Raw genomic sequence first — 24,584 nt, forward strand, 5'->3', positions numbered from 1 at the left:
ACCCCCTCGTCGGCGAAGCCTCCTGCCGCGCGGTCCGTGGCCGCGCGGGCGTTTCCCCGATGGTAGGAACTTCGCCGCGCGGGCAGTACCGGGAATCTCCCCAGCCGGCTTCCGCGACCGCCGTTCCTGACGGCGGCGTCAGCTTTGAGGGCGGTTCAGCAGGGTGGCCTGCAGCCTGCCGGCGCGGTCCATGCGCGCGGCGATGTCTTCCGGCGCCGGCGCCGTTGTCGTCCAGCCGGCGAGATGGCGGCGCAGCAGCGCGGCCAGGGCCTCGATGTGGGCCGTTCCGGCATTGAGCGCCGGGATGTAGCGCAGGGCCTCCCCGCCGCCCGTGACGAAGGCCTCGCCGTAGCGCAGCGACACCTCCTCGAGCGTTTCCAGGCAGTCCGCCGAAAAGCCGGGGCAGATCACGTCGAGCTTGCGCACGCCGCTGGCGGCGAGTGCCGCGATGCGTTCGTCGGTATAGGGCGTGAGCCAGCGGGTGCGCCCCACGCGTGACTGGAAGCTGACGCTCCAGGCTTCCGCTGCGAGGCCCAGACGCTGCGCGAGCAGTCGCGCGGTCTTCTGGCACATACAGTAGTACGGATCGCCGGCCTCGAAGTAGCGCAGCGGAATCGAGTGGAACGACATCAGCAGGTGTTCGCCGCGACCCTGCGCGTCCCAGTGCGCGCGCACCGAGGCGGCCAGTGCCTCGATGTAGCCGTCGTCGTCGTGGTAGGTGTCGATGGTGCGCAGCGACGGTGGCCAGCGTCGTGCGGCCAGTTCGGCATAGACGGCATCGAAGACGGCGGCGGTGGTCGTTGCCGAGTACTGCGGATACAGCGGCAGCACGAGCACCTGCCGGACGTTCGCCGCGTCGAAGGCCTCGAAGGCCGCGGCGATGGACGGGTTGCCGTAGCGCATCGCCAGCTGCACGACGGCAGCGTCGCCCAGCGATCGCTGCAGGGCCTCGCACTGGTCGCGGCCGATGGCGAGCAAGGGCGATCCGCGCTCGGTCCACACCGCCGAGTAGGCGTGCACGAGCTTGCGTGAGCGAAAGGGCAGGATGACGCCGTGCAGCAGCGGCCACCACAGCACCCGCGGCACCTCGATGACGCGACGGTCGCCGAGAAACTCGCCGAGGTATCGACGGATCGCCGGTGCGGTCGGTGCGTCGGGCGTGCCGAGATTGACCAGCAGGATGCCCGTGCGCGACGGCGCACGATGGGCGGCGTCAGCCGCGAGGGTGAGCGTCGAATCAGTCATCCGCGCAGCTTACGTCAGCGACGCCGAATCGGTTGCGCCGCGCTCAGCCGGACCGCCGGCGCCGGAAGTAGTCGTGATAGGCGTGCATCGCGCGCGAGCCGAGCAGCAGCATCACCGGCAGGTTGATCGCCAGCATGAATCCCAGTGCGACCGTGCTGATCGTGTCGACCTCGATATCGGTGCGGATGTAGCCGAGACAGGTGACGAAGATCAGCACGCACCACAGCAGTCGATAGGGCACGACCCAGCCGTTGCCGGCGAGATAGATCACCCCCTGCTCGCCGTAGTAGCTCCAGGTGATCATCGTCGAGATGGCGAAGGCCCAGACGGCCAGCGTCACCATCCATTGCCCGAGACCGGGGCGGGCGGAGTCGAAGGCCTTGGCCGTCAGCGTCGAGCCCGGGTAGTCGGCGAAGACGCCGGCCTCGATGACGCGCGGCGGTTCCGCGGCGGTGAGCGGGCGCCACTGGATCGAGCGGCCGGCGCCCTCGCCGACGACGTTGCCGAACAGCTTGCCGCGCGTCGCATCGTCATTTTCGGTGACGATGAACACTTGGTCGCCGGCGATCAGTCCGGGATGCGCCGTGGACGGCAGCGTGTACGAGGACGGCGCCCACTGCTGTTCGCCGACTTCGACGAGGGCCGGCGGAGCGTCCCAGTGCACGATCGCGCCGCGATTCCACACGCCGGTGATCAGGATCACCAGCGCGGTCATGGTGCAGACGACCAGCGTGTCGATGAAGGGTTCGAGTCCGGCGACGACACCTTCGGTGACCGGCTCCCGCGTCCTGACGGCCGAGTGTGCGATCGGCGCCGAGCCGATGCCGGACTCGGACGAGAACAGCGCGCGCTTCATGCCGAAGATGAAAGCCGTACCCATGCTGGCGCCGACGAACGCGCCTCCGGCCTCGGCCGGGGAGAACGCGCAGCGGAAGATCATCGCGAAGGTGTCCGGAATCCGTTCGGCATTGACGAACAGCACGTACAGCGCGGCGATCACGTAGATGCCGCACATCAACGGCACCAGTACGCCGGCAATGCTGCCGATGCGACGGATGCCGCCGAGAATCACCGCCGCCACCAGCACCGCCATCACCAGTCCCGACAGCCAGGTCGGTACGCCGAAGTAGGCGCGGGCGATCTCCGAGGCATTCCAGGCCTGGAACATGTTGCCGCCGGTGATGCCGAACAGGATCAGTGCCACGGCGAACAGCGCGCCGGCAACCAGTCCGAGCCTGGCGAGTTTCGGACTCAGTTCCGCCAGCCCCCGCTTGCATACCCACATCGTGCCGCCGTGCGGATTGTCCGGATCGCTGACGTCGCGATATAGCATCGACAGCGTGACTTCGGTGGTCTTCAGTGCCATCCCCACCAGCCCGACCATCCACATCCAGAACACCGCGCCCGGCCCGCCGACCGAGACAGCGATGGCGACACCGCCGATGTTGCCGAGACCGACGGTCGCCGACAGTGCCGCCGACAAGGCCTGGAAGTGCGACAGCGCGCCGTCGCCGCCTTCCGAGACGCCGGGGACCTTGCCGCGCAGCAGCTGGACGCCGTGGGTCAGTGCGCGTCGCTGGCCGAAGCCGGACCACACCGTGAACACCAAGCCGACACCCAGCAGGCACAGCAGGGTCGGCATGCCGAGCATCACGGCATTCACGGCATCCAGCACGGCAAACAGACGATCCATCGGCTCGGGCTCCAGCGTCGGTCGGGGAGGGGGGGATCAGGCAAGCAAGGCCGAGGCCATGATCCACAGGATCCCCAGCGGCGCCAGGAAGCGCAGCACGAACAGCCAGACCGGTGCCCACGGCAGGTGCAGGCTGCCCTCGTTGCTGAGCTCGTGCGTCGCCTTCTTCCACGCCCAGCCGACGAACAGTGCAGTGAACAGGCCGCCGAGCGGCAGCATCAGGTTGTTGGCGAGAAAATCCATCAGGTCGAACCAGTTGCGGCCGCCGATGGTGACGCCGGACCAGATGCCGAACGACAGCGACGCCGGAATCCCGAGCGCGAAACAGACCAGTGCGGCGACGATCACGACCTTGCGTCGCGACATGCAGTGTTCGTCGACGAAGTAGCAGACCATGGGTTCGAGAATCGACACGGCCGAGGTCAGCGCGGCGATCGCCAGCAGCGTGAAGAACAGCACGCCGAACAGCGCACCCAGCGGCATCGACGCGAAGACCGCGGGCAGGGTGACGAAGGTCAGGCCCGGGCCGGCGCTCGGGTCGAAGCCGAAGGCGAACACCGCCGGCATGATCATCAGGCCGGCGAGCACGGCGACGCTGGTATCGACCATCGCCACGGTCAGCGTCGCCTTCGGCAGGTGCTCGTGTCTCGACAGGTACGACCCGTAGGTCAGCAGCGTGCCCATGCCGATCGACAGCGAGAAGAAGGCCTGCGCGATGGCGGCGTAGAAGGTCTCGGCGGTGACCTTGCTGAAATCGGGCTTCAGAAAGAAGCCGAGTCCGGCCGCCGCGCCGTCAAGGGTCACGGCACGCAGCACCAGCGCGAGCAGAATCACGAACAGCGCCGGCATCAGGATCTTGTTCCAGCGCTCGATCCCCTTGGCGATGCCGCCGACGACGATCCAGGCGGTCAGCGCCATGAACACGCCGGAGTACAGGATCGGCCGGACCGGATCGGCGACGAAGCCGGAGAAGACCTGCGAGAGCTGCCCGGCGTCGGTCGTGTGGATGCTGCCGCTGGCCATGAACCCGACGTAGGCCAGCGTCCAGCCGGCCACGACGATGTAGAACGACAGGATGACGAAGCCGGTCAACACGCCGCCGTAGCCCACCAGTGGCCAGGCGCCGCCGCCGAGCGTGCGAAAGGCGCCGACCGGATTGCGCTGTGCGGCGCGGCCGACGAGCATCTCGGCGATCGCGACCGACAGGCCGAAGCCGATGATGATGGCGAGGTAGATCAGCAGGAAGGCGCCGCCGCCGTTGGTCCCGGTGGTGTACGGGAAGCGCCAGATGTTGCCGATGCCGACCGCCGAACCGGCGGCGGCCATCACGAATCCGAAACGACTACCCCAGTGTTCGCGCGCTGCAGTCATGGTGTCCCCCGCACTGTGTGCGGCCGATTATGCCGGACTGGTCTGCAGCGGCCCTCGGGGAAGGTACTCAGCCGCCGGACATCGCGGCGAGTGCGTCGTCGACGGCGCGACGCACGCTGTGCAGTTCGCGCCGGTTCTCCGCTCCGGCCTGCAGGGTCTCGCTGCGCAGCAGCCATTCTTCGAGCGCGGACGCGGTCTGGCGCAAGGTCGGCAGATGGTAGAACGCCGCCGTTCCGCGCAGGGTATGGGCCGCATCGCGGGCGGCGGCGAGGTCGTGCGCGTCGAAGGCGGTTTCCAGGTCGCGCAGTTGCAGCGGCAGTTCCTCGCGCAACAGCGCCAGGAGTTCGGGGTCAGCCGTCAGCCGGGCCGCGGCCGGTGGCGGGCCGACGAGCGCCGGGTCCAGCTTGCGCAGCAGCGCGCGCTCGTCGAAGGGCTTGATCAGCACGGCGTCGGCGCCGGACTGCAGGAAGTGATGGCGCTCCTCCGGCTCCAGGTGCGCGCTGACGGCCAGGATGCGGCAGCGTGGCGAATCACCGGACTCGGCAGCGCGGATCTCGCGCGCGCAGCCGGGGCCGTCGAGTTCGGGCATGTGGGCGTCCAGCAGGACGATCGGCGGCCGTTCGCGCAGCCATTGCTGCAGGGCACTGCGGCCGTCTCCGGCCTCGATCACCTCGAGGCCGAGCCGTCGGCACAGCGCACCGAGATAGCGGCGGTTGACGAGGTTGTTGTCGGCCACCAGCACGCGGCGCCCGGCGAGCGGCTGCTGCTCCGTGGCCGGACTGGCGGTGATCAGGCGCAGGATCTCGTCGTGCAGGCGGTCGCGACCGATCGCCTTGGCGTGGCAGGCGGCAGCGCCGGCGTCGCGCAGCTGCTCGTGGACGGGCAGGGCGGCGGAGGCCACCAGCGCCAGCAGCGGCGGCTGATGTTCCGCACAGGCGGCGAGAATCGCGCCCACCGCCGGCGTGCCGCGGTCGCCGGGCTTGATGCCGAGGATCACCAGGTCCGGCTTGTTCGCGCCGGCCCGCAACGCATCCGCCAGCTCCGTCGCCAGCGCGAAGCTGCGGACGTGCAGTCCCCAGAACTCGAGCCAGTGCACGAGCGCCAGGCGCGAGGTCGCGTGGCCTTCGAGCAGCCATACCGAGCGTTCCGAGAGGCGCGGGTCGAAGGCCGGCGAGCTCTCCGCGTTGACCATCAGCTTGCACGGCAGCAGGACGCTGAACGTCGAACCCTTGCCCGGCGTGCTGTCGAGGCCGACCTCGCCACCCATCAGTTCGACCAGCTTGCGCACGATGGACAGCCCCAGACCGCTGCTGCCGCGGGCATTGCGGCCGAGCTGGCGATAAGGCTGGAACAGGCGCTGCTGCTGTTCGGCAGAGATGCCGATGCCGGTGTCGGTGACCGAGAAGCGCAACCAGGTGCGGCCCGCCTCCTCGCGCTCGCGCATCACGCGCAGCACCACCTCGCCGCGGTCGGTGAACTTGATCGCATTGGACAGCAGGTTGGTGAGAATCTGGCGCAGGCGCTGCGCGTCGCCGCGCACCTGCCGCGGCACGTCGTGATAGACGATGCGCACCAGTTCGAGGTCCTTGTCGTAGGCCAGCGGCTCGAGCAGCGCCGTCGTGTCCTCGACGGTATCGATGACGTCCAGCGGTTCCTCGTTGAGCCGCAGACGGCCGGCCTCGATCCGGCTCCAGTCGAGCAGGTCGTTGATCATCGCCAGCAGGGCACGCGCGGATTTCTCCAGCGTGTCGAGCTGGTGCGCCTGTTCGGCGTCGAGTCCGGAGCGGCGCAGCAGGTCGGCGTAACCGAGGATGCCCGTCAGCGGCGTGCGCAGCTCGTGCGAGAGGCTGGCCACCAGCTCGCTCTGCGCGCGCGCCTCCTCGTGCGCGGCGGCGGCGGCGCTGCGCAGCTGCTGGTTCTGGGCCAGCAGGCCGTCGCGCTCGCCGCGCAGGTGCCGGGTCTGCTCGCCGACGTGGGCGTCGAAGCGGGAGCGCAGCGCATCGACCTGTTCGGCGATGCGGTCGCCGGCGTCGGCAAGCTCGCCGAGTGCGCCGCGCCGGTGGTCGGGCATGCGCTGTTCGGCGCGGCCCATCGACAAGGCGCGCAGCCCGAGCGCGACCGCGCCGATATCGCGGGCGCTGCGGCGCAACGCCAGGACCGCCAGCAGCAGGGACGCGCCGCCCGCGGCCGCCGCGGCGGCACGCAGCGCGGGGGGCAGGCCGACGCCCGACCACGCCAGCAGCAGGCCGAGCGCCAGCGCGATGACGCCCAGCGCGAGCAGCGCCGCGCCGCCCGGCGGCCAGCGCCTGAGGCCTGCATCAGCCCTTCTGTCCGGCATGCGTCTTGGTATCCGTCGGCGATGCGCGCCCGGTAGAATCGCGTCGATGAGTTATCCCACCCTCGCCGATTTTATCGGCAATACGCCGCTCGCCCAGCTCAAGCGCCTGCCCGGTATCGGCAGCAACACGCTGCTGGTCAAGCTCGAAGGCAACAATCCGGCCGGCTCGGTCAAGGACCGTCCGGCCTATTCCATGATCCGCCGCGCCGAGGAGCGTGGGGACATCAAGCCGGGCGACGTGCTGATCGAGGCGACCAGCGGCAATACCGGCATCGCGCTGGCGATGGCTGCGACGGTCAAGGGCTACAAGCTCAAGCTGATCATGCCGGAACACCTGTCGGTGGAGCGCCGCGCGGTGATGAAGGCCTTCGGCGCCGAAGTGATCCTGGTGACGCAGCGGCAGGGCATGGAAGGCGCGCGCGACCTGGCGCTGCAGATGCAGGCGCAGGGCCAGGGCAAGGTGCTCGACCAGTTCGGCAACCCGGACAATCCGCGCGCCCATTACGAAGGCACCGCGCCGGAGATCTGGAAGGCCACGCAGGGACGCATCACCCATTTTGTCTCCTCGATGGGCACCACGGGCACCATCATGGGCTGTTCGCGGTACTTCAAGGAACAGAGCGAGGCGGTGCAGATCGTCGGCGTCCAGCCCGACGGCGAGTCCTCGATTCCCGGTATCCGCAAGTGGCCCGAGGCCTATCTGCCGAAGATCTTCGAGGCTGAGCGCGTCGACCGCGTGATCGAGGTCAGCGCGAAGGACGCCGAGGACACGATGCGGCTCGCCGGCACCGTCGAGGGCCTGTTCTGCGGGCCCAGTTCCGGCGGCGCGCTGTGGGCGGCGCTGCAGGTGTGCAAGCAGGTCGAGAATGCGACGATCGTGACCATCGTCTGCGATCGCGGCGACCGCTACATCTCCACCGGTGTCTTCCCCTCCTGAACGGCGCGATGCGCGAACCCGTCCTGGTTTTCGACATCGAGACTGTGCCCGATCTCGACGGCGGACGTCGCGTGCTCGGGCTTGACGGCATGGGCGACGACGCGGTGTGGACGGCGATGCGCACGCAGCGCCTGGCCGAGCGCGGCAACGATTTCATGCCGGCGCATCTGCAGCGCATCGTCGCGATCTCGGTGGTGCTGCGGCAGGGCGACGGCATCAGGGTCTGGTCGATCGGCGACGAGGACGCGACCGAAGGCGAGCTGGTGCAGCGCTTCTTCGACGGCGTCGAGAAATACCGGCCGGTGCTCGTGTCGTGGAACGGCGGCGGCTTCGATCTGCCGGTGCTGCACTACCGCGCGCTGATCCACGGCTGCATTGCGCCGCGCTACTGGGACACCGGGCATTTCGACCGCGAAGCCAAGTGGGACAACTATCTGGGCCGCTTCCAGTTCCGCCATACCGACCTCATGGACGTGCTGGCGCTGTACACCGGGCGCCAGAACGCGCCGCTCAACGAGATCGCGCTGCTGCTGGGCTTTCCCGGCAAGTTGGGCATGGATGGCTCTAAGGTCTTCGATGCCTACCGCGAGGGACGGCTCGGCGAGATCCGCGCCTACTGCGAAACCGACGTCGTCAACACCTGGTTGGTGTATCTGCGTTTCGAGCTGATGCGCGGGCGCCTGACGCCGGCCCAGCACCAGGACGAGGAGCAGCGCGTGCGCGACGCCCTGCTGGCCAGCGACGCACCGCACTGGGCGGAGTTTCTCGACGGCTGGGCGGGCTGAGGTGAGAAAGCGCAGGTTGCCGCCGCAGGGCGAATTCACCGCCGAGATTCTCGACTTCGACCAGGAGGGGCGCGGTTTCGCGCGCATCGACGGCAAGGCGACGTTCATCGCCGACGCGCTGCCGGGCGAGCGCGTGCGCTTCCGCTACCTGCACGCCGGCAAGGACGCCGACGAAGGGCAGTGCGTCGCGGTCGAGCAGGCGAGTGCGGATCGCGTCGAGCCGCGCTGCGCGCACTTCGGCATCTGCGGCGGCTGTTCGATGCAGCATCTGCATGCGGCGAGCCAGATCGTCTTCAAGCAGAAGCAGCTGCTCGATCAGCTCGAGCGGATCGGCAGGTTGCGGCCTGAAACCATCGCACCGCCGGTCGTTGCCGACGTCGAGCAGGGCGTCTGGGGCTATCGGCGTCGCGCACGCCTCGGCGCCAAGCGCGTGCCGAAGAAGGGCGGCGCGATCGTCGGCTTTCGCGAACGCAATACCCACTTCGTCACGCCGCTGCAGCGGTGCGAGGTGCTCGATCCGCGCATCGGCGAAAAGCTGCCGGCGCTGCGCGCGCTGATCGACGGACTGTCGATACCGGACCGCGTGCCGCAGGTCGAGGTGGCGTGCGCCGCCGACAGGGTGGCGCTGGTGTTCCGCCTGCTCGACCCGGCGAGCGAGGACGACCTGGCGCGGCTGGCCGCGTTCGGTGCCGAGGCGTCGTTCGACATCTATCTGCAGACCGGCGGTCCGGCTACGATCCGGCCGCTGACGCCGGCGGCACCCCTGGAGTACTCGCCGGACGGCTCCGGACTGCGCCTGCGGTTCGAGCCGGCCGACTTCATCCAGGTCAACGGCAGCATCAGCCAGCAGACCGTGAGGCAGGCGCTGGACTGGCTGGAACTGTCCGTCGGCGATCGCGTGCTGGAGCTGTTCTGCGGGCTCGGCAATTTCTCGCTGCCGCTGGCGGCGCGCGGGGCCCGGGTGATGGCGGTCGAAGGCGAGATCGGCCTGGTGCAGCGTGCGCGCGAGAATGCACGGCGCAACGGTTTCGATGATCCCGCGGCGCTGTCCTTCGAGAAGGCCGACCTGTTCAAGGAAGGCGCCGATGCGTCCTGGCTGCAGGCGCCGTTCGACAAGGTGCTGCTCGATCCGCCACGTGCCGGCGCCCGCGAGATCCTGCCGCTCGTGGCCGCGCGCGCGCCGTCCCGCATCGTCTACGTGTCCTGCCACCCGGGCACGCTGGCGCGCGATGCCGGCATGCTGGTGCACGAGCACGGCTACCGGCTGGCGCGGGCCGGCGTGATGGACATGTTCCCGCACACCAGTCATGTCGAGAGCATGGCCCTGTTTGTCCGGGAGGCATGACCGCACGATGGCCCTCGAGATCGAACGCAAGTTCCTGGTCGTCGGCGACGACTGGCGTGCGCAGGTGTCGCGCGCCGCGCGGATGCGCCAGGGCTACCTCAGCCGCGAAGCCGGCCGCGCGTCGGTGCGCGTGCGCGTCGAGGACGACCGTGCCACGCTCAACATCAAGGCGGCGGTCGTCGGCAGCGCGCGTGCGGAGTACGAGTACGCGATTCCGGTCGGCGAGGCCTGCGAACTGCTGGAGACGCTGTGCGTCGGCCGGCTGGAGAAGATCCGGCACTACATCGAGCGCGACGGCATCGTCTGGGAGGTCGACGAGTTCACCGGCGACAATGCCGGGCTGATCGTCGCCGAGGTCGAACTGTCCGCCGTCGACCAGGCTTTCGTGCGGCCTCAGTGGCTGGGTCGCGAGCTGACCGACGATCGGCGCTACTACAACCATCACCTGGCCCTGCATCCCTACCGCAGCTGGGACGCCGATGCGCATTGAGGTCGACATCGCGTCGCAGCACCTGAGGCTGTTCGATCACGGCCGGCGCCTGGCCGAGTACCGCGTGTCGACCGCGGCGAACGGTGCCGGCGAGGTGAACGGCTCGGGCATGACGCCACGCGGCCGTCACCGGGTCCGTGCGAAAATCGGCGCCGGCCTGCCGCCCGGCGCCGTGCTCTCGGCACGGCGGTGGACCGGCGAGATCTGGACGCCGCAGCTGCATGCGCGCCATCCCGGACGCGACTGGATCCTGTCCCGCATCCTGTGGCTGTGCGGCTGCGAGCGGGGCCGCAACCGGCTGGGCTGCGTCGACAGCTTCCGCCGTTACATCTACCTGCACGGCACGCCGTATGCAGACCAGCTCGGCACGCCGGCATCGAAGGGCTGCGTGCGCATGAGCAACGAAGACATCATCGAACTGTACGAGCGCATTGCGCCGGGAACCGAAGTTGACATCAACGACTAGAAAATCCCCACTCGGCCCGCTGATGGTCGACGTCGGCGGCCTGGAACTCACGGCGGAGGACCGCGAGATCCTTGCTCACCCGCTGGTCGGCGGCGTGATCCTTTTCACCCGCAACTACCGCGACCACGATCAGCTGCGCGCCCTGTGCGACGATATCCGTGGCCTGCGTGCGCAGCGCCTGCTGCTGGCTGTCGATCACGAAGGCGGGCGCATCCAGCGCTTTCGCGTCGGCTTTTCGCGTATTCCGGCGATGCGCAGCTACGGCGCGCGCCATGACGAGGATGCTGCGATGGCCGCCGCCGGTGCCCGCGACGCGGGCCTGGCGATCGGGCGGGAACTGGCGGCATTCGGCATCGACCTGTGCTTCGCGCCGGTGCTCGACGTCGATCACGGCGTCAGCGGCGTGATCGGCGACCGTGCGTTCTCCGATCGCGGCGACGTCGTCACCACACTCGCGCGCGCCTTCCGCTCGGGGCTGCAGGCTGCCGGCATGGCCGCGACGGGCAAGCATTTTCCGGGGCACGGCGCGGTGACCGCGGACTCTCACGTCGAGCTGCCGGTGGACCGGCGTGCCGAGAGCGAGCTGCGTGCGATCGAGCTGCAGCCGTTCGCGGCGCTGATCGCCGATGGCATCGAATCGATCATGATGGCGCACGTGCGCTACACCGCGGTCGACGAGACGCCGGCGTCGCTGTCGCGCAAGTGGATACGCGGCATCCTGCGGCGCGAGCTGGGCTTCGGCGGCGCGGTGTTCTGCGACGATCTTTCCATGGGCGCCGCCGCGGTCGTCGGCGGCCTCGACGAGCGTGCCCGCCTCGCGCTGGCGGCCGGCTGCGACATGCTGCCCGTGTGCAACGACCGCCCGGGCGTCGTGGCCCTGCTCGATGCGCTCAAGGACCTGCGCCCCAACCGCGCGGCGAGCGCGCGGCTGCAGCGTCTCTATCTGCGGGACACGGGAGCGACGGCATGAGCGCCGATCCGATGCATGCGCAGCAGGTCCTGACGCAGGCCGACTGCCTGCACGATGCCGCGGCCGTTCAGCAAGCCTACGACCGGCTCGCCGGCGAACTCGATGCGCGGTATGCGTCGGCCAACCCGCTGCTGCTGTGCGTGATGAACGGCGGGCTGCACGCGACCGCCGAGCTGAGCCGGCGGCTGGCCTTTCCGCTGGAGATCGACTACCTGCACGCAACGCGGTATCGCGGTGCGACCCGCGGCGGCGGCCTGGAGTGGTATCGGCAGCCGGCCGCGCAGCGCATCGAGAACCGCCACGTCGTCGTCGTCGACGACATCCTCGACGAGGGTCATACGCTCGTCGCGATCCGTGCGGCACTGCAGGCGTTCGCCCCGGCGTCGCTGGCGGTGGTCGTCCTCGTCGAGAAGCTGCACGCGCGCCGGGTTGCCGACGCCCATGCGGAATTCATCGGTCTGCAGGTCGAGGACCGCTACGTGTTCGGCTGCGGCATGGACTACCAGGAATACTGGCGGCAACTGCCCGCCATCTACGCCGTGAAGGACGCATGAACGAGAACGCAAGCGAGGCCGCCGGGATCGCCGTGATCGGCGGAACCGGCATGAACCAGTGGCCCGGCCTGCAGATCGACGAGCGTCGCGCGGTCGATACGCCCTACGGTCCGCCGAGCGCGCCGCTGCTGCGCGGCCGCATCAACGGGGCGACAGCCTGGTTCCTCGCCCGCCACGGGGAGGGCCACAAGCTGCCGCCGCACGCGATCAACTATCGCGCGAACCTGTGGGCTCTGCGCGAGGTCGGCGTGCGCAGCGTGATCGCCATTGCCGCGGTGGGCGGCATCGCCGACTGGTTCGCGCCGGGCGAAGTGGCGATTCCCGACGACGTGCTCGACTACACCTGGGGGCGCGAGCATACCTACGCCGACGGGCGCGACGGCAGCCCGCTGCAGCATGTCGAGTTCACGCAACCGTATACACCGAGCCTGGCCGCGCGCTTGCATGCCGCCGCCGCGGCAGCCGGCGTGGTCATCGCCGGCGCCGGGGTGATGGCGGTGACGCAGGGGCCGCGCCTCGAAACCGCCGCCGAGATCCGACGCCTGCGACACGACGGTGCCGACATGGTCGGCATGACCGGCATGCCGGAAGCGGTTCTGGCCCGCGAGCTCGGCATGCACTACGGCTGCCTCGCGGTGTCGGTCAACTGGGCGGCCGGCGTCAAGGGCGTCGGCGACATCCACGCCGAGATCGAGCAGTCGGTGCAGACCGGCATGGCCAAGGTGCACGCCGTGCTGGCAGCGCTGCTCGCGGCCTGAGCGACACGATCGCGGCGGCGCACCGGCATCGGCCTACTGGCCGAAGTTGAACTGCAGGTTCAGCGACGCCGCATCGACGCGGGTCTCGAGGTTGTCGCCTTCCAGCTCGAAGCGCTCGTACTCGAGGCGCAGGTCGGCCACTTCGCCTAGGGGAATGCGTGCGCCCAGGCCCCAGAAGAAATCGGTGCCGTCGTCGCTGGCACGTGCGGTCGAATTGAGCGGGCCGCGCACGTAGGCGTCGGTATTCCAGAACAGGGCACCGGCCTTGGCGTACGGCGTGACCGGTCCCAGCGGCAGATCGGCGACGGCAGCGGCGGTCCAGCCGTCGGCCTCGGCGCGGGCACCGTTGCTCTCGGCATCGCCGAAGTCGAGATACTGCGCCTCCAGCGAGAGCACCGGGTTGAAGCGGAAGCCGGCCAGGGCCTTCCACGAAACGCGGTCGTCGTCGAACTCCTCGTCGTTGCTCGGAAAGTCGGGGCTGCTGTACAGCTCGTTGTCCACGCGCGTGTAGATCGCGCCGCCGCCGAGGAACAGGCCGGACTCGGTGTCGGCCTGGGCAAAGGCGGGCAGGGCCAGCATGCCGCCGATGGCCATCAGGGAAATCGCTCGGGCACGTCGTTTCATTGCAAGGTCCTCCTGTCTTGATGGATGGGCCGCAGCGGGGCCCGGACGGCGGCAACCCTGAAGTCGAGGCACTGAATCGGTACTGAACTTCCGTCGCAGGAGGTGGGCGGCGCACTGTCGTGTGTCCGCAACAGTGCTATCTTCAGCAGCGGCGCCCGAGGCGCCGTTAAAAAAACGATTCGCCGCCGATCACGTACGCGCCATCGGTGGCAGGAAGAGGCAGAGGAGGATCAGGGGATGCGTCTGCAGATTGCGTGGTGCATGTCGCTGCTGCTGGCCGCGGCGCCGGTGGCGGCGAAGGTTTCGGCCGAAGAGGCGGCTCGACTGGGGCAGGATCTCACGCCCATCGGTGCGCAGAAGGCCGGCAACGAGGACGGCAGTATTCCGGCGTGGGAAGGCGGGCTGACGACGCCGCCGCCGTGCTATCAGGGTGAGGGCTCGCGCTACTGCGATCCGTTTCCGGAAGACCGGCCGGTGCTCACCGTGACCGCGGCCAATGCCGAGCAGTACCGCGATCAGCTCAGCGCCGGGCAGCTTGCCATGCTGCAGAAATTCGACAGCTACAAGCTGAACGTCTACCCGACGCGCCGCACCTCGGCATTTCCTGATTTCGTCTACGAGGCGACCGCGCGCAACGCGGTCAACGCGACCCTGGAGTTCGAAGGGGAGTCGCTGAAGAACGCCATCCTCGGCTTTCCGTTCCCGATCCCGAAGTCCGCGCAGGAAGTGATCTGGAACCACAAGCTGCGCTATCGCGGCGTCGGCGGCGCCCGCTGGAACAATCAGGCGGCGGTCACTCCGTCGGGTGCGTTCACGCTGGTCGAGATCACCGAGGATGTGAAGTTTCCGTACGCCGCGCGTGACGCGACGCCGGACTCGATCGACAACATCATCATCTACTTCCTGCAGATCGTGCGCGCGCCGCCGCGGCTCGCCGGCCAGATCACCCTGGTGCACGAGACCATGGACCAGGTCCGCGAGCCGCGTCGTGCCTGGCAGTACAGTCCGGGCCAGCGGCGCATCCGCCGTGCGCCGAACGTGGCCTACGACAATCCCAGCACCGCGTCGGACGGCCTGCGCACCAACGACCAGCTCGACGCCTTCAACGGTGCCACCGACCGGTACACGTGGAAGCTGATCGGCAAGAAGGAAATGTTCGTGCCGTTCAACTCGTACAAGCTGCACAGCGACGCGTACGACTACGACGAGGTGATCCTCAAGGGGCACATCAACCAGGACCTGAGCCGCTACGAGCGGCGTCGCGTCTGGGTGGTCGAGGCCAACCTGCGCCCGCGGACCAGCCACATGTTCAAGCGGCGCGTGTTCTACGTCGAGGAGGACAGCTGGGGCATCGTGCTGGTGGACCTGTACGACAACCGCGACCAGCTCTGGCGCTGGCAGGAGATGCATACCTTCCAGGCCTACGACAAGCCCTTCGTCGGGCCACCGGCAATGGAGACCGCGTACGACCTGCAGTCCGGTCGCTACATCGCCTACTCGATGAACAACCAGGCGCCGGAAACCATCGAGCGCGACTTCGAGAAGAGCTACTTCGATCCGTCGAACGTCTCCAAGCAGTCGTTCAAGTAGCGGCGGGTATCGGGCGGATCCTTCCGCGGAAGGATCCGCCGCCTGCGCGAGAAGCGCGACCGACGTGAGCGCAGCCGACTTCGGTCGCTAACGCAGGCCGCCCTGGACGTCGGCAAGCACGCCTTCCAGATCGCGGACGGCTGCCGATGGCAGCCAGATCTGCAGCATCGCGCGTTCGTCGCGGATCACCGGCGTCCACAATTCGCCACCGGCGGCCTCGCGGTAGGGGCCGTGACGCTCGCGGCCGTCGCCCGAGCACCACCACACTTCGGTGCGGGGCGGCAGCTGCAGCCCCGCGAGATGGGCCGACAGCGAGGTCGCGCCGGCGGAGTGCATCTGCACCACCAGCGTCGACCAGCCTTGCGCCTGCTGCCAGCGTCCGAGGCGGCTCAGCTTGCGGTCGACCGCCAGGCGTCGCGCGAAGGCTTGCTGATCGTCCGGTCGCGTCGCCGGCAGCTTCAGCGCGTCGGCATGCTCGATCGCGGTCCGGTCGCAGGCCGGCGGCGGGTAGGGCTGCAATGGCGCCGGTGTCGGGGCCGGACGACCGGCGCAGCCGCCGATCAGGGCGGCGGCAAGCACCGCCGCTCCGGCGATCGTGGCCTGGTGGGTCTTCGTCATCGATACGGCTCCCGCCGCGGTGCGCTTCATGGCAGCTTCTGCACGCGCGCGAGCACGCCGAGCTTGGGGCTGTCGATGTGGTGCAACTCGGCGCGCCGCATGCGGCGCCGCTCGCTGAGTGCGAACTGGTGGCCGTCGCTTTCGGTGTAACGCAGGTCCACGTCGAGGTGCAGGTAGCGGCTCATCAGCAGGCTCACGCTGCCATCGACCGGCGGCACCAGGAAGCTGCTGTAGGTCAGCGGATCGGTGATCGTGATCGGTTCGCCATGACGGATGGCGAGGCGCGGTCCGTTCGCCTCCGGGGGGCGTGCCTGCTCCCAGGCCAGGCGCATCAGCGGCCGGAACCGCCGGGAATTGCGCAGGCGGCTCCAGTGCTCCTGCAATCCGAACTCCGCATCCGGCAGCACGCGGATGCCCGCCGCGATCAGCCCGGCGGTGTCGTCGAGTGAAAGGGCTGCGCTCTCGGCAGGTTGCTGGGCCGCGGCGCCGGCTTCGCCGCCGGAATACAGATCGAGAAACAGGATCAGGTCGACGCGGTAGCTGTCGGCGGATGCGGGCAGGGCGGCGAACAGCGCCAGGGCTGCGAGCAGGATTCCGAACCGCGGGCGGCGACGGGTCGGGGCAGTGTCGTCTTTTCTCATCGTGATTATTAACGAACCTCAGCCAAGGCTCGGGAAATGAGCCTGTGTGCTGGGAGGATGACGCCATGGTTCTGATGGAGACGACGACCATGGCGATGAATCGAGTGCAGTTTCAACCTGGACTGTCGATGGCGGAGTTCATTCGGGGCTATGGCAGTGAGCGCCAGTGCGAGCAGGCGCTGATTGCGGCGCGCTGGCCGGACGGATTCGTCTGCCCGCACTGCCGGGACACGCGATCGAGCAGCTTCGAACGGGACGGCAGGACGTACTGGCAGTGCTGCCGCTGCCGACGCCAGACCACGGTGACGGCCGGCACCATCTTCGCGGCGACCAAGCTGCCGCTGACGACCTGGTTTCTGGCGATGCACCTGCTCACCCAGTCGAAGAACAACGTCTCGGCGCTGGAGCTGCGCCGGCATCTGGGCGTGTCGTATGTCACCGCCCTGCTGGTCAAGCACAAGCTCATGCAGGTCATGGCCGATCGGGAGCAAGGCCTTGTTCTGACGGGACGTATCGAGATCGACGACGCTTATCTGGGCGGCGAGCATCCGGGCAAGACCGGCCGTGGATCGCCCAACAAGGTGCCGTTCATTGCGGCGGTCCAGACCAGTGCCGACGGCAAGCCGCAGAGAGTCTGCTTCAAGGCCATGCGCTTCACCAAGGCCGGCATCCAGGACTGGGCGCATCGCGCCATCGATCCCGACGCCGTGGTCGTCAGCGACGCGCTGCCCAGCGTCAAGGCTGGCTTGGCCGCCGAAGTCGTTCGCTATCACGCCATCAAAACCGGCAGCGGCCGACAGGCTGTGCTGCATCCGGAGTTTCGCAACGTGAACACCGTGCTGGGCAACCTCAAGACCGCGATCACGGGGACCTACCATGCCTTCAACTTCTCCAAATACGCGGATCGCTATCTCGCCGAAGCGCAGTACCGCTTCAATCGGCGATTCGATCTGAGGTCGATCCTCATCCGCCTCGTCCATGCCGCAGCACAGACTCGCGCTTATCCCGCGTCCGTGCTGAGACTGGCTGAGATTCGTTAATAATCACGTTTCTCATTGTGCGCGCAGTGTAGCCAACAGTTCCTGTGCCCGCGGGGCCCGCGTCTCGGCCTGCTCGAAGTCGCCGTGGCAGTGCAGCCGGGCCTGGCCTTCGAGCTTGTAGACCTTGGGCTGCGACTGGATCAGGCGGATCAGCCGGGCCGGGTCGATGTCCGGCCTGGGGCCGAAGTCCAGCGTCAGCGTGCGGCTGCCCGCGCGTATCCGCGACAGGCCGAGCGCCTGCGCCTGCACACGCAGCTCCGCGGATTCGAACAGGCGCTCGGCTGCCGGCGGCAGCAGGCCGAAGCGGTCGATCATCTCGACCTTGAGCTCGCGCAGCGCGGTTTCGTCGGCCGCCTCGGCGATGCGCTTGTACAGTGTCAGCCGCGTGTGCACGTCGGGGATGTAATCGTCCGGAATCAGGCTGCCGACGCCCAGATCGATCTCGCAGGCGGTCTGGCCGAACGGCGCATCGTCGAGCTTGCCGGTGCGGATCGCCTTGACCGCACGCGCCAGAAGCTCCGCGTACATGGTGAAGCCGATCTCCTCGATCTGGCCGGACTGCTCGGCGCCTAGCAACTCGCCGGCACCGCGGATCTCGAGGTCGTGCGTGGCCAGCGCAAATCCTGAACCGAGATCGCCGAGCGTCTCGATCGCCTCCAGCCGCTTCTGCGCATCCGGGTTCAGGGCACGCCGGCTCGGCACCATCAGGTAGGCGTAGCCGCGGTGATGGCTGCGGCCGACGCGGCCGCGCAACTGGTGCAGCTGCGCCAGCCCGAGCTGGTCGGCGCGGTCGATCAGGATCGTGTTCGCACTGGGTACGTCGATACCGGACTCGATGATCGTCGTGCAGACGAGGATGTTGAAGCGCTGGTGATAGAAGTCGAGCATCACCTGCTCGAGTTCGCGCTCGCGCATCTGGCCGTGCGCGAAGCGCACGCTGCCTTCGGGCACCAGTTCGCGGATGCTGCGCGCGAAGTTCTCGATGTCGCGCACCTCGTTGTGCAGGATGTACACCTGCCCACCGCGACGCAGCTCGCGCAGGCAGGCCTCCTGCACGAGAGCATTGCTCCACTCAGAAACCTGGGTCTTGATCGCCAGCCGAGACGCCGGCGGCGTGGCGATGATCGACAGTTCGCGCAGGCCGGCCAGCCCCATGTTGAGCGTGCGCGGAATCGGCGTGGCGGTGAGCGTCAGCACGTCGACTTCGGCGCGCAGGTTCTTCATGCGCTCCTTGTGGCGCACGCCGAAGCGGTGCTCCTCGTCGACGACGACGAGGCCGAGGTTCTTGAAACGCACGTCGTCCTGCAACAGCCGGTGGGTGCCGATGACCACGTCGAGACGGCCGTCGGTGAGCTGCCTGAGCAACTCGCTCTGTTCCTTGGTCGAACGCAGCCGCGACAGCGCCGCGACACGGATCGGAAAGTCGGCGAAGCGGTCGGCGAAATTCTTCGCATGCTGTTCGACCAGCAGCGTCGTCGGCGCCAGGACACAGACCTGGCGGCCCGCGCGAGCGGCGACGAAGGCGGCGCGCAGCGCCACCTCGGTCTTGCCGAACCCGACGTCGCCGCAGACGACGCGGTCCATCGGCCGTTCGGCGGCGAGATCGGCGAGCACCGCGTCGATCGCCGTCTGCTGGTCCGGCGTTGGCGCGAACGGAAAGCCCTCGCAGAAGCGGCGATAGTCGTCCTCGTTGACGGCGATCGCCGCGCCCTGCTTGGCCATGCGCCGTGCCTGGATCTGCAGCAGCTCGGCCGCGACGTCGTGCGCTTTCTCGCGCGCCTTGGCCTGCGCCTTGGCCCAGCGGTCCGAGCCGAGGTTGTGCAGCGGCGCTGTCTCCGCTTCGCCGCCGGTGTAGCGGTGGATCAGGTTCAGCGAGGTGACCGGGACGTAGAGCTTGTCCTGCCTGGCGTACTCGAGCACCAGGTATTCGGTTTCGATGCCGCCGGCGTCGAGCTTCTGCAAGCCCAGATACCGGCCGACACCGTGCTCGATGTGGACCACCGGCGCGCCCGGCTGCAGCGTGGACAGGTCACGCAGCACCGTGTCCGGGTCGCGCACCTTGCTGCGTCTTCGCGGCGCCGTCTGCGACGGGGCGTGCAGGCCGAAGACCTGCGATTCGGCGATCACGCTGATGTTCAGTGCGGGCAGGCGGAAACCCTGCTGCAGCGGACCGAGGGTGATGCCGTAGCGCTTGCCGTCATCGGCAAAGGCACGCCAGCCGGTGTATTCGCGCGGCAGGATGCCGAGCGGCTTGAGCCAGCCGAGCAAGGCCTCGCGCCGGCCCGGCGACTCGGCGACGAACAGCACGCGGTCGGCGCCGTCGGCCAGATGGCGCCGGACCGCCTCGCCGCCGTCGGCGAGCGCGGTCGCCTCGTTCGGCAGATCGTGCCGGCCGAAGGTCTGCAGGGCATCGAGGGCTTGCGCCGGCGGCACGAACAGCTCGGCTGGCTGCATCAGCGGGCGCTCGATGTCGCCGCGATAGCGCTCGAAACGCTCGCCGATCTGGCGCCAGTCCTCGTCGAGCGCGCTGGGCAGGTCGCCGATCGCGACGACCAGCGTGTCGGCCGGCAGGTAGTCGGCAAGACTGGCCGTGTCGGTGAAGAACAGCGGCAACCACGACTCGATGCCGCCGGGCATCAGGCCCTTGCTGACCTCGGCGTAGATGCGCGAGCGCGCCGGATCGCCGGGGAAGGTTTCGCGGTAGCGGCGGCGGAAGGTCTCGATGCCGTCCTTGTCGGTCGGGAACTCGCGCGCCGGCAGCAGACGGATCGCGTCGACCTTGTCGGTGCTGCGCTGGGTTTCGGGATCGAAGGTGCGGATGCTGTCGATCTCGTCGTCGAACAGGTCGATGCGATAGGCGTCCGCCGAGCCCATCGGAAACAGGTCGATCAGGGCGCCGCGTACCGCGAACTCGCCCTGGGTCTGCACCTCGGACACGGACTGGTAGCCGGTGGCCACCAGGCGCGTGCGAAACGCCAGCGGATCGAGCCGCTCGCCGGCGGCGAGCGCGAAGGCGCGGCTGTCAAGCCATTGCCGCGGCGGCAGGCGCTGGATCAGCTGGTCGGCGGTCGTCAGCAGTACGCCGCGCCGCATCTGCGGCAGCCGGTGCAAGGCGGCGATGCGCTCGGACAGGATCTCCTGGTGCGGCGAGAACGGGTCGTACGGCAGGACCTCCGTATTCGGCAGGTGGACCAGTGCCAGTCCGTCGTCGAGGAAGAAGCGCAGCTCGGCTTCGAGCCGGTAGGCATGCTGCTCGTTGGTGGCCAGCGCCAGCACGAGGCCTTGATGCGCGGCGGCGGCGCGCGCGATCGACAGCGCCGTCGCCGGGGGCGGCGCGGCAGCGGGGCCGGAGGAGGCGGGGGCGGATTCCACGGTCATGCGCAAAGCACCCGATTATCGCAGAGCCGTGTGCGGACCGTCGGTCGCGGCCCGGCCCGGCTAGACGCGTCGCAGGTGATTGTCCCAGGCGCAGTCGGGAATCAGCGTGGCGTCGAGCGGTTCGAGATCCGGGCCGGCGTGCCGCAGTCCGCCCAGGCCGTCGCTGAGCAGAAAGCCGCCCTCGGTGTCGGGGGCGACGCCGCAGCCATCGTCGATGCGGGCACTACCGAGACAGCGGCCGTAGCGCGTGTCCCACCAGACCACGAGATTGCCGACCGGGCTGCTCGTGGCGAGGATGCCGCCGCCGGCATCGACGGCGACGGAGCCGACGTAGTTGCGCAAGGCATGCTGGGTGGGTTCGTCGGCGCGAAACAGCTCGGCGGCATGCCCGCGGCGGTGTCGCCCGACCAGTGGCGGCTGTTCGTCGATCGGTCCGCTGTGCTGGCAGCCGAACCAGACCGAGCCGTTGTGATCGAGGGCCAGGTGGCGGATGGAGAGTTGATGCAGTGCGGCGTCGAGTCGGACACGCTCGAGCAGGCGACCGTCGACGGTGTCGACGTAGGCCAGCGACGGCTGCATCGAATCGAGGTTCAGCGCGAGCTTGCCGTAGTCGGGATGCGTCAGCAGGCCGCCGTTGGCCACGCACAGTGTGCGCCCGTCGGGCATCAGCAGCAGCTCATGCGGGCCGATGCCGCCGCTGTCGAACTCGCCGGTGCGTTGCCAGCCGTCCGCTCGGCGTCGGTAGACGCCGATGACCCCGCGGCCGGCCGCGTAGTCGTTCTCGGTGGCGTAGACGGTATGACCGTCCCGGCCGAACGCCCCGTGGCCGAAGAAGTGGCGGTCCGGCGGCAAGGGCAACGGCGTCGGGGCGGCGTCGCCGCCGAGCGCAAAGGCCAGCGCGAAGAAGCCCGGCTGACGGCCGAAGGCCACGGCAGTCCGGCCGGCATCGTCGATGGCGAAGCTGTGCCCGCGGTCGGGCAGCGCGATCACGCGCAGGGCGTGGCCGCGTGCGTCGATCACTGCGGCCTCGTAGCGGCCGGCTCGGCGGCGTGCGGCCAGCCACCGTGGCGCGCCGGCAGTGGCGGCGGCGACGCGCGGCAGCGCCAGCAGCGCGCCGGTCGCCGCGAGGGCCTGCAGCAGACGGCGCCGGTCAGTCGCCATCGAGTGCGTTGAAACCCAGGTTCACGGCGAGCGCCGGCGCGAGATATTCGACGAGGATGCTCTGCAGGTTCTTCATCACCAGCGCCGCGTGCTCGAGGCGGGATCGCGCAGCGGGGTCGGCGACGGCCTGCTCGAACGGCAGGTCCACGGCGTCGAGGTCAGCCTTGGCCGTCAGGGCTTCGGCGCGGACGTTGTCGTCGATCCAGCGATCGTCGGGTCCGAGCGCCACGCCGAGGCCGCTCGCCTCGTACAGCGCCAGCAGTCCGGCGAGGTTGGCGGCCATCGCGCGCGTCGTCAGTCCGCTGCGCCACAGCGGCGCGCGGCGCGCCTTCGCCCCGTCGGCACTGTCGCCGAGTGCCACGAGCAGCTTGCTGTCGCGCGTGTACTGCAGGCCGGCGGACAGCGCCTTGAGCACTTCGGTCGCGACCTCCTGCGTCGAGCGATACGTCGGGTTCCGTGCCGCCGGCCGGGCGAGTTCCTGCGCGAGCGGGGCATCGGCACTCCACGCCGCCTGCAGCTCGCCTGCGAGTACGTGCAGGTGGCCGGCGATCGCCACGGCGTAGGCGCAGCGATAGCGACCGGCGTCGGCAGCCGTCTCGATCTGGGTCGCCGCGTTGCCGCCGTAGAGGGCGTATTCGAGCGCCGGGATGCCCTGCAGCGCGACGCTGTCGCGACGCAGCGTCTGCGGCTCCAGGCGTTGCGGTTCGGCAGCGGCCAGCAGGGCCTGCACCTGCCGCAGCGTCACGCCGCGAGGGTCGGGAAAGAAGAAGAAGCGCTCGAAGCGGTTGTCTTCGACCAGTGGCCCGAAGCGCATCGGCTCGACCTGCGACCAGGCGACGACGAGCGCCGAGAAGCTGTGCTCGACCGCTTCCCGCCGGCCTTCCGCCTGCGGCTGCCCGCAATAGCCGGGCAGCACCTCCGCGAGGTCGCTTGCGGCGCCGACCAGCGTGTCGGTCGCCGGACGGATATGCGTCGTGAGCAGCCGCCGTCCGAGGTCGGTGGGCAGCTGCGCGTGAACGGGACTGCCGGCGAGCATCGTCGCGAGCAGCGCCCATGTCGGCAGGATGGCGTTTCTCATAGGGATTCGAGGAACCGGATCAGGTCGGCGCGCTGTTGCGGCGTCATGCGTACGACACGATCGCGCGCCGCCTGCGCCTCGCCGCCATGCCACAGGATCGCCTCCAGAAGACTGCGTGCCCGTCCGTCGTGCAGGAAGCTGGCGCGCGGATTCACGGTCTGCGCGAGACCGACACCCCACAGCGGCGGCGTTCGCCACTCACGCCCGTCGGCAAGGCCTTCGGGTCGATGGTCGGCGAGGTCCTCGCCCATGTCGTGCAGCAGCAGGTCGGTATAGGGCCAGATCAGCTGGAAGCGGTGCTCCGGCTGCGCGGCGTCGCGCCGGGTCACGTACTTGGGGACGTGACAACCGTTGCAGCGGGCCTCGTGGAAGAGCCGCTTGCCGGCCAGGACCTGCGGGTCGTCGACGTCGCGGCGCGCCGGCACCGCGAGATTGGACGAGTAGAACGCGACGAACTCCAGCAGCTCGGCCGGCACTTCCTCGGCGCCGTCGTTCGCGCCGTGCGGCAGTTCCCGGCACGGCGACTGCGCGGGGGTGCAGTCGCCGTGGTGATCCGGCAGCAGCGGTGTCGACAGGCCCATGTCGCCGGCGAAGGCGTGGGCCGCCTGGCTCGCGATGCCCGGCTGTCCGGCCTTCCAGCCGAAGCGGCCGAGCACGCGGCTGCCATCCGGTGCGCGCGTCCACGCCGGCTTGCCGCTGACGCCGTCGGGGTCGTTGCCAAGATCGGCATTGGCGAGGATGTCCGCTTCGTGGATGGCGGCGAGCAGGCCGAGCCCCGGCATCGGCGAGGCAAGTCGCGGCGAGACCATCAGGTCGTCGCGTGGCGGGCCGTAGCCGAAGTCGGCGATGCCGTACTCGGGAACACGCAGCGAAACCACCTCGTCGCCGGCGAGTTCGACGCGACGCTCGCGCCAGCGGATCGTCATGCGTCCTTCGGCCGGCAATCCGGCCACGGCGAAGTTCTGCAGCTGGCCGCCATAGGTCGGCTCGGGGATGACGGCGCGCTCGCCACGTTCGAGCTGTGCGCGCTCGTCGTCGCTGCGCGGCGGCACCGACAGGCGCAGGAACAGCGAGACGGCAGGCTCATCGCCGTCCGGCACGGTGCCGCGTCCGTCCTTGAGGTGGCAGCCCTGGCAGGAGCGTGCGTTGAACAGCGGGCCGAGCCCGTCGGACGCCTGCGTCGACGACGGCGCCGAGACCCAGTCCTTGCGGAACAGGCCGTTGCCGATCTGGAAACGCTGGCGGCCTTCGAAATCGAGATTGCTCGAGGGGTGCGAGAAGATGTCCGCATCGACGCGCTTGTCGCGGACCGTGGTCGCGCCGCCGGGCAGGTTCTCGAACCGTTCGGGCTCGGTGAAACCGGCGGGGGGACGCAGGATTTCGGCGACGCGCTCGCGCGTCGGCGCATCCAGGTCGTCGCGATGCGCCAGTAGTTCGGCGCGGCCCGGCGATGCGAAGGTCGCGAGGCAGCAGAGCACGGCGGCGAGGACAGGTGCGCGCAT

Annotated in this window: 21 protein-coding genes; 10 read left to right on the forward strand and 11 right to left on the reverse strand. The window is 69.2% G+C overall.

The annotated features are described in order from the left end of the window. Positions 1-138 precede the first annotated feature (138 nt). The 4 genes from hemH to C8D93_RS02725 all read right to left on the reverse strand — a co-directional run bounded on the left by hemH (position 139) and on the right by C8D93_RS02725 (position 6,647). Positions 139-1,245: a ferrochelatase gene (gene hemH, locus C8D93_RS02710; RefSeq protein WP_110263603.1), complete on the reverse strand. Its 1,107-nt coding sequence runs from the start codon at positions 1,243-1,245 to the stop codon at positions 139-141. Positions 1,246-1,288: 43 nt separating this feature from the next. Beyond that, positions 1,289-2,938: an alanine/glycine:cation symporter family protein gene (locus C8D93_RS02715; protein ID WP_110263604.1), complete on the reverse strand. Its 1,650-nt coding sequence runs from the start codon at positions 2,936-2,938 to the stop codon at positions 1,289-1,291. A gap of 36 nt (positions 2,939-2,974) precedes the next feature. After that, on the reverse strand, positions 2,975-4,309 hold the full coding sequence (locus C8D93_RS02720) for a sodium-dependent transporter (RefSeq protein ID WP_110263605.1): 1,335 nt from the start codon (positions 4,307-4,309) through the stop codon (positions 2,975-2,977). Positions 4,310-4,376: 67 nt separating this feature from the next. Further along, positions 4,377-6,647: a hybrid sensor histidine kinase/response regulator gene (locus C8D93_RS02725; protein ID WP_110263606.1), complete on the reverse strand. Its 2,271-nt coding sequence runs from the start codon at positions 6,645-6,647 to the stop codon at positions 4,377-4,379. Positions 6,648-6,693: 46 nt separating this feature from the next. On the opposite strand from C8D93_RS02725, the gene cysM reads away from it, so the two are divergent. Genes cysM through C8D93_RS02765 form a run of 8 tightly spaced genes read left to right on the forward strand, consistent with a single transcriptional unit; the run spans position 6,694 to position 12,952 of the window. Then, positions 6,694-7,584 (forward strand): cysteine synthase CysM, encoded by an 891-nt coding sequence (gene cysM / locus C8D93_RS02730; protein WP_110263607.1) that lies wholly within the window; start codon positions 6,694-6,696, stop codon positions 7,582-7,584. 8 nt (positions 7,585-7,592) lie between these two features. Beyond that, positions 7,593-8,369: a 3'-5' exonuclease gene (locus tag C8D93_RS02735; RefSeq protein ID WP_110263608.1), complete on the forward strand. Its 777-nt coding sequence runs from the start codon at positions 7,593-7,595 to the stop codon at positions 8,367-8,369. A 1-nt stretch (position 8,370) separates the two neighbouring features. After that, the gene (gene rlmD / locus C8D93_RS02740) at positions 8,371-9,714 is read left to right on the forward strand and encodes a 23S rRNA (uracil(1939)-C(5))-methyltransferase RlmD (protein ID WP_110263609.1); all 1,344 of its coding nucleotides are present in this window, start codon (positions 8,371-8,373) and stop codon (positions 9,712-9,714) included. Between the two features lie 7 nt (positions 9,715-9,721). Further along, the gene (locus C8D93_RS02745) at positions 9,722-10,204 is read left to right on the forward strand and encodes a CYTH domain-containing protein (protein ID WP_110263610.1); all 483 of its coding nucleotides are present in this window, start codon (positions 9,722-9,724) and stop codon (positions 10,202-10,204) included. Further along, a complete protein-coding gene (locus tag C8D93_RS02750) occupies positions 10,194-10,670 on the forward strand; it encodes a L,D-transpeptidase (RefSeq protein WP_110263611.1) in 477 nt (158 codons plus the stop codon). Before C8D93_RS02745 ends, C8D93_RS02750 begins: the two co-directional genes overlap by 11 nt. Positions 10,671-10,692: 22 nt before the next feature. Continuing rightward, positions 10,693-11,640: a beta-N-acetylhexosaminidase gene (gene nagZ / locus C8D93_RS02755; RefSeq protein ID WP_110263612.1), complete on the forward strand. Its 948-nt coding sequence runs from the start codon at positions 10,693-10,695 to the stop codon at positions 11,638-11,640. After that, a complete protein-coding gene (locus C8D93_RS02760; protein WP_110263613.1) occupies positions 11,637-12,194 on the forward strand; it encodes a hypoxanthine-guanine phosphoribosyltransferase in 558 nt (185 codons plus the stop codon). Before nagZ ends, C8D93_RS02760 begins: the two co-directional genes overlap by 4 nt. After that, positions 12,191-12,952 (forward strand): S-methyl-5'-thioinosine phosphorylase, encoded by a 762-nt coding sequence (locus C8D93_RS02765; RefSeq protein ID WP_110263614.1) that lies wholly within the window; start codon positions 12,191-12,193, stop codon positions 12,950-12,952. Before C8D93_RS02760 ends, C8D93_RS02765 begins: the two co-directional genes overlap by 4 nt. Positions 12,953-12,985: 33 nt before the next feature. Here C8D93_RS02765 and C8D93_RS02770 read toward each other — a convergent pair whose 3' ends face one another. Further along, positions 12,986-13,576 (reverse strand): outer membrane beta-barrel protein, encoded by a 591-nt coding sequence (locus C8D93_RS02770; protein WP_110263615.1) that lies wholly within the window; start codon positions 13,574-13,576, stop codon positions 12,986-12,988. Between the two features lie 237 nt (positions 13,577-13,813). On the opposite strand from C8D93_RS02770, the gene C8D93_RS02775 reads away from it, so the two are divergent. Further along, positions 13,814-15,166: a DUF1329 domain-containing protein gene (locus C8D93_RS02775; protein WP_110263616.1), complete on the forward strand. Its 1,353-nt coding sequence runs from the start codon at positions 13,814-13,816 to the stop codon at positions 15,164-15,166. An 87-nt stretch (positions 15,167-15,253) separates the two neighbouring features. Here C8D93_RS02775 and C8D93_RS02780 read toward each other — a convergent pair whose 3' ends face one another. Continuing rightward, a complete protein-coding gene (locus C8D93_RS02780) occupies positions 15,254-15,784 on the reverse strand; it encodes a hypothetical protein (RefSeq protein ID WP_110263617.1) in 531 nt (176 codons plus the stop codon). A 26-nt stretch (positions 15,785-15,810) separates the two neighbouring features. After that, positions 15,811-16,425: a CsiV family protein gene (locus C8D93_RS02785; protein ID WP_110263618.1), complete on the reverse strand. Its 615-nt coding sequence runs from the start codon at positions 16,423-16,425 to the stop codon at positions 15,811-15,813. Between the two features lie 89 nt (positions 16,426-16,514). Here C8D93_RS02785 and C8D93_RS02790 point away from each other — a divergent pair, with 89 nt between their 5' ends. After that, complete coding sequence (locus C8D93_RS02790; RefSeq protein ID WP_110263836.1) at positions 16,515-17,465, forward strand: IS1595 family transposase; 951 nt, start codon at positions 16,515-16,517, stop codon at positions 17,463-17,465. A 12-nt stretch (positions 17,466-17,477) separates the two neighbouring features. Here the strand turns inward: C8D93_RS02790 and mfd are convergent, their stop codons facing one another. The 4 genes from mfd to C8D93_RS02810 are packed head-to-tail and all read right to left on the reverse strand — an operon-like array spanning position 17,478 to position 24,584. Continuing rightward, a complete protein-coding gene (gene mfd / locus C8D93_RS02795; RefSeq protein ID WP_110263619.1) occupies positions 17,478-20,843 on the reverse strand; it encodes a transcription-repair coupling factor in 3,366 nt (1,121 codons plus the stop codon). 60 nt (positions 20,844-20,903) lie between these two features. Beyond that, a complete protein-coding gene (locus tag C8D93_RS02800; protein ID WP_110263620.1) occupies positions 20,904-22,004 on the reverse strand; it encodes a DUF1513 domain-containing protein in 1,101 nt (366 codons plus the stop codon). Beyond that, a complete protein-coding gene (locus C8D93_RS02805) occupies positions 21,994-23,082 on the reverse strand; it encodes an imelysin family protein (protein WP_110263621.1) in 1,089 nt (362 codons plus the stop codon). The genes C8D93_RS02800 and C8D93_RS02805 overlap by 11 nt, the downstream gene beginning before the upstream one ends. Continuing rightward, positions 23,079-24,584 carry a di-heme oxidoreductase family protein gene (locus tag C8D93_RS02810; RefSeq protein WP_110263622.1) on the reverse strand — a complete coding sequence of 502 codons (1,506 nt, stop codon included), beginning with the start codon at positions 24,582-24,584 and terminating at the stop codon, positions 23,079-23,081. Before C8D93_RS02810 ends, C8D93_RS02805 begins: the two co-directional genes overlap by 4 nt.

Source organism: Sinimarinibacterium flocculans, from assembly GCF_003201205.1.
GTDB lineage: Bacteria > Pseudomonadota > Gammaproteobacteria > Nevskiales > Nevskiaceae > Solimonas > Solimonas flocculans.

Excerpts from the sequence above, each read along its gene's own strand:
- hemH (WP_110263603.1), bottom strand. The coding sequence starts at position 1,245 with ATGACTGATTCGACGCTCACCCTCGCGGCTGACGCCGCCCATCGTGCG.
- C8D93_RS02715 (WP_110263604.1), bottom strand. The coding sequence starts at position 2,938 with ATGGATCGTCTGTTTGCCGTGCTGGATGCCGTGAATGCCGTGATGCTC.
- C8D93_RS02720 (WP_110263605.1), bottom strand. The coding sequence starts at position 4,309 with ATGACTGCAGCGCGCGAACACTGGGGTAGTCGTTTCGGATTCGTGATG.
- C8D93_RS02725 (WP_110263606.1), bottom strand. The coding sequence starts at position 6,647 with ATGCCGGACAGAAGGGCTGATGCAGGCCTCAGGCGCTGGCCGCCGGGC.
- cysM (WP_110263607.1), top strand. The coding sequence starts at position 6,694 with ATGAGTTATCCCACCCTCGCCGATTTTATCGGCAATACGCCGCTCGCC.
- C8D93_RS02735 (WP_110263608.1), top strand. The coding sequence starts at position 7,593 with ATGCGCGAACCCGTCCTGGTTTTCGACATCGAGACTGTGCCCGATCTC.
- C8D93_RS02745 (WP_110263610.1), top strand. The coding sequence starts at position 9,722 with ATGGCCCTCGAGATCGAACGCAAGTTCCTGGTCGTCGGCGACGACTGG.
- C8D93_RS02750 (WP_110263611.1), top strand. The coding sequence starts at position 10,194 with ATGCGCATTGAGGTCGACATCGCGTCGCAGCACCTGAGGCTGTTCGAT.
- nagZ (WP_110263612.1), top strand. The coding sequence starts at position 10,693 with ATGGTCGACGTCGGCGGCCTGGAACTCACGGCGGAGGACCGCGAGATC.
- C8D93_RS02760 (WP_110263613.1), top strand. The coding sequence starts at position 11,637 with ATGAGCGCCGATCCGATGCATGCGCAGCAGGTCCTGACGCAGGCCGAC.
- C8D93_RS02765 (WP_110263614.1), top strand. The coding sequence starts at position 12,191 with ATGAACGAGAACGCAAGCGAGGCCGCCGGGATCGCCGTGATCGGCGGA.
- C8D93_RS02770 (WP_110263615.1), bottom strand. The coding sequence starts at position 13,576 with ATGAAACGACGTGCCCGAGCGATTTCCCTGATGGCCATCGGCGGCATG.
- C8D93_RS02775 (WP_110263616.1), top strand. The coding sequence starts at position 13,814 with ATGCGTCTGCAGATTGCGTGGTGCATGTCGCTGCTGCTGGCCGCGGCG.
- C8D93_RS02780 (WP_110263617.1), bottom strand. The coding sequence starts at position 15,784 with ATGACGAAGACCCACCAGGCCACGATCGCCGGAGCGGCGGTGCTTGCC.
- C8D93_RS02785 (WP_110263618.1), bottom strand. The coding sequence starts at position 16,425 with ATGAGAAAAGACGACACTGCCCCGACCCGTCGCCGCCCGCGGTTCGGA.
- C8D93_RS02790 (WP_110263836.1), top strand. The coding sequence starts at position 16,515 with ATGGCGATGAATCGAGTGCAGTTTCAACCTGGACTGTCGATGGCGGAG.
- mfd (WP_110263619.1), bottom strand. The coding sequence starts at position 20,843 with ATGACCGTGGAATCCGCCCCCGCCTCCTCCGGCCCCGCTGCCGCGCCG.
- C8D93_RS02800 (WP_110263620.1), bottom strand. The coding sequence starts at position 22,004 with ATGGCGACTGACCGGCGCCGTCTGCTGCAGGCCCTCGCGGCGACCGGC.
- C8D93_RS02805 (WP_110263621.1), bottom strand. The coding sequence starts at position 23,082 with ATGAGAAACGCCATCCTGCCGACATGGGCGCTGCTCGCGACGATGCTC.
- C8D93_RS02810 (WP_110263622.1), bottom strand. The coding sequence starts at position 24,584 with ATGCGCGCACCTGTCCTCGCCGCCGTGCTCTGCTGCCTCGCGACCTTC.